This is a genomic window from Streptomyces sp. NPDC048415 (genome assembly GCF_040651675.1).
In the GTDB taxonomy this organism is placed as follows: Bacteria; Actinomycetota; Actinomycetes; order Streptomycetales; family Streptomycetaceae; genus Streptomyces.
Genome location: NZ_JBEZKJ010000201.1, coordinates 1 through 3,800, shown reverse-complemented (window position 1 = coordinate 3,800; position 3,800 = coordinate 1). Strand labels below are relative to the sequence as shown.

The 3,800-nt window shown below is 69.0% G+C and carries 4 protein-coding genes; 2 read left to right on the top strand and 2 right to left on the bottom strand.

Annotated features, from left to right (window positions below):
• Together AB0D27_RS45170 and AB0D27_RS45165 are read right to left on the bottom strand one after the other, a co-directional pair.
• On the bottom strand, nt 1-1,466 hold a 1,466-nt coding region (locus AB0D27_RS45170), incomplete at its 3' end, for a 2-oxoacid:acceptor oxidoreductase subunit alpha (protein ID WP_362521426.1).
• 325 nt (nt 1,467-1,791) lie between these two features.
• Nucleotides 1,792-2,451, bottom strand: a complete 660-nt coding sequence (locus AB0D27_RS45165; RefSeq protein WP_362521429.1) for a response regulator transcription factor — start codon at nt 2,449-2,451, stop codon at nt 1,792-1,794.
• A 269-nt stretch (nt 2,452-2,720) separates the two neighbouring features.
• On the opposite strand from AB0D27_RS45165, the gene AB0D27_RS45160 reads away from it, so the two are divergent.
• Nucleotides 2,721-2,849: a hypothetical protein gene (locus AB0D27_RS45160; RefSeq protein ID WP_362521424.1), complete on the top strand. Its 129-nt coding sequence runs from the start codon at nt 2,721-2,723 to the stop codon at nt 2,847-2,849.
• Nucleotides 2,850-3,707 (top strand): zinc-binding dehydrogenase, encoded by an 858-nt coding sequence (locus tag AB0D27_RS45155; RefSeq protein WP_362521422.1) that lies wholly within the window; start codon nt 2,850-2,852, stop codon nt 3,705-3,707.
• Nucleotides 3,708-3,800 lie beyond the last annotated feature (93 nt).

Below are 3,800 nucleotides of genomic sequence, written 5' to 3'. Positions count from 1 at the left end.
GGGGTGCCCGGGATCGCCCAGGGGCGGGCGAGGGTCTGGGGGTCGCGTTTGTAGGGCCAGAAGACTTCGGTGCCGTCGTCCAGCACGTGATTGGGGCCCTGGGCGAACTGGACGCGCAGATCGGGGAGGTCGTCGGTCTCCGGGATGCGCCACGGCTCGCTGCCGTTGGCCAGGTAGCCGTCGGAGAGGAGGAAGACGGGGGTGCGGTAGGTGAGCGCGATCCGGGCCGCTTCCAGAGCCGCGTCGAAGCAGTCGGCCGGGGTTCTGGGCGCGACCACCGGTACCGGGGCCTCGCCGTTGCGGCCGTACATGGCCTGGAGCAGGTCGGCCTGCTCGGTCTTGGTGGGCAGGCCCGTCGAGGGGCCGCCCCGCTGGATGTCGATGACCAGCAGCGGCAGCTCGAGCGAGACGGCCAGGCCGATCGTCTCCGACTTCAGTGCCACACCCGGGCCGGACGTCGTGGTGACGGCGAGCGAGCCGCCGAACGCGGCGCCGAGCGCCGCTCCGATGCCCGCGATCTCGTCCTCGGCCTGGAAGGTGCGCACGCCGAAGTTCTTGTGCTTGCTCAGCTCGTGCAGGATGTCCGAGGCCGGCGTGATCGGGTACGAGCCCAGGTAGAGCGGCAGGTCCGCCTGCTGGGAAGCGGCGATCAGACCGTAGGAGAGGGCCAGATTCCCGGAGATGTTCCGGTAGGTGCCGGTCGGGAAGGTCTTGGAGGCCGGTGCGACCTCGTAGGAGACCGCGAAGTCCTCGGTGGTCTCGCCGAAGTTCCAGCCCGCGCGGAACGCGGCGATGTTGGCGGCGGCGATGTCGGGCTTCTTCGCGAACTTGGTCTTCAGGAACTTCTCGGTGCCCTCGGTCGGCCGGTGGTACATCCATGACAGCAGACCCAGCGCGAACATGTTCTTGGAGCGTTCGGCCTCCTTGCGGGAGAGCGCGAACTCCTTGAGTGCCTCGACGGTCATGGTCGTGAGGGGAACGGGATGGACGTTGTAGCCGTCCAGGGAGCCGTCCTCCAGCGGGCTGCCGGCGTAGCCGACCTTCTGCATCGCCCGTTTGGTGAACTCGTCCGTGTTGACGATGATCTCTCCGCCGCGCGGCACATCGGCGATGTTCGCCTTCAGCGCGGCGGGGTTCATGGCGACCAGGACGTTCGGCGCGTCGCCGGGGGTGAGGATGTCGTGGTCCGCGAAATGCAGTTGGAATGACGAAACGCCCGGCAGGGTGCCTGCGGGCGCGCGGATCTCGGCGGGGAAGTTCGGCAGCGTTGAGAGGTCATTGCCGAAGGAGGCCGTTTCGGAGGTGAAGCGGTCACCGGTGAGCTGCATACCGTCACCGGAGTCCCCTGCGAACCGGATGATCACCCGGTCCAGGCGGCGGACGTCTTTCGCCCCCGCCGGTTTGCGCTGTTCTCCTACGACGGCTCCGTCGGCGTGCTCAGCTGGGCTACTGACCTGGCTCGTCACTGAACTGGACCTCCCTCGAGGCGGCTGTCGGGGAGGGGTCTTCCCGCAGACCTTCCCGTTTTCAACCCTACGTCGGTAAGGGTGTCCTTCCCTCGGCCATTCGGATGATGGACACCTTTGTGAGACGGCCTGACGCCCTGATTTTTCATGATTTTTCTCTCCCCCGGTCCTTCCTGGAAAGACGCTCCCCGCATATCCACCGGTTCTGGCCGAGTTCCATGCCTGGCGTGGAACATGTGGTCGCGCGTGTCGCCGTACCTGTTGCCGTGCATGGTGTCCTGCCGGGCGTGGCGTCTCGCTCAATTGCTGACACAGTGTCAGACGATCATGAGTTCAGGTAGGTGAGCACCGCCAGAACACGCCGGTGATCCCCGTCACTCTGGGACAGGCCCAGCTTCAGGAAAATATTGCTGACGTGCTTCTCGACGGCTCCGTCGCTGACCACGAGCTGCCGTGCGATCGCGGAGTTCGTCCGTCCCTCGGCCATGAGCCCCAGTACTTCCCGCTCCCGCGGAGTGAGCCCGGCCAGCACGTCCTGCTTACGGCTGCGGCCGAGCAGCTGCGCCACGACCTCCGGGTCCAGCGCCGTACCCCCCTGCGCCACCCGCACCACCGCGTCCACGAACTCCCGCACCTCGGCCACGCGGTCCTTGAGCAGATAGCCGACGCCGTGACTCGAACCGGCCAGCAGTTCGGTGGCGTACTGCTCCTCCACATACTGCGACAGCACCAGCACACCGAGTCCGGGATGCGCCTTGCGCAGCTGCACCGCGGCCCGCACACCCTCGTCGGTGTGCGTCGGCGGCATCCGTACGTCGGCGACGACCACGTCCGGCAGGTCGTCCTGGCCCGCCAGCTCGGTGATGGTCTTGATCAGCGCTTCGCCGTCCCCGACGCCCGCGACCACGTCATGCCCACGGTCGGTCAACAACCGGGTCAGGCCCTCCCTGAGCAGCACTGAATCCTCGGCGATGACCACCCGCACCCTGTCCTCCACGATTCTCGGCCCCCCAGAGCCCGTCCCCGGGCCACCACCGGGACGTCCCGGTCCGCCCAGGATCCACTCCCGGCCCGCGCCGGGTCCGTCCCCGCTCGTACGACAACCCCAGCATTCCAGCATTGGGACCGCCCTGCGCCCAGGCAACGGGAATAGGCCGTCAGGACTCCAGGTTTCGGCCGCCATTACGACCGATACCGCCATACGACCGATAACGATCACCGGGTGCCGACCGGCACCCGCGGAGGGGGCACACGATGCGAGCGATCGCTTTCACCGAGACCGGCGGACCCGAGGTACTCCGACTCACCGAACTGCCCACTCCCCGCCCAGGCCCGGGCGAGGTTCTCATCCGCGTCGCCTACGCGGGAGTCAACTACGGCTAGGTGCAGCACCGTCTGGGCGACTTCGGGCAACCCGAGGGGGAGACGGTCACGGGGCTGGAGGTCTCTGGGCAGATCGTGGGGCTGGGGGAGCCCGGCGGGGGCGGGGTGAGTGGTCTCGCTGTCGGGGATGCCGTCGTCGCGTATCTGTCCGACGGGGGTGGCTACGCCGAGTACGCCGTCGCTCCCGCTTCCCTCGTCTTCCCCCTCGGCGGTCTCGGCCTGCGCACCGGCGGGGCAGCGGCCCTGGTCCTGACCACGGCGTACGGCGTCCTGGCGGGCGCCGCCCGGATCGCCCCCGGCGACACGGTCCTGATCCACGCGGCGGCGGGCGGCGTCGGCTCGGCGGCGGCGCAGTTGGCCCGCGCGCTGGGGGCCGGCGCCGTGTACGGCACAGTCAGCACACCGGAAAAGGCCGAGTACGCGAGGCGCTTCGGCTACGAGGCGGTGTTCGTCCGCGAAGGCTTCGTGGACGCCGTACGCGAGGCGACCGGCGGTCGGGGCGTCGACATCGTCCTCGACCCGGTCGGCGGTCCCACCCGGCTGGCGAGCTTCGACGTCCTCGCCCCCTTCGGCCGCGTGGCCGTCTACGGCGAAGCGGCCCGCCACCCCGACCTCCACCTCCCCGTCCTCGCCCTCTGGAAGAACAACCGCACCCTCACCGGCTACAACATCGGCGACCTCGCCCGCCGAGACCCCGCCCTCCTGCGCACCCACGCCCCCAGGTCCCTCTCCCTGGCCGCCTCCGGCGCCGTACGCATCGACATCACGGACGAGTACCTCTTGGAGAACGCGGCGGAGGCTCATCGGGTGCTGCAGGCGGGGGCGAACAGGGGGAAGGCGGTACTGAAGGTTTCTTGACCCGGCCGGCGCCGGAGACTTTCAGCCTGTCCGGCGTTTGAGGACGAGCGCGAAGCGCGATACGGGGGGTCTGGGGGCGGAGCCCCCAGGGAC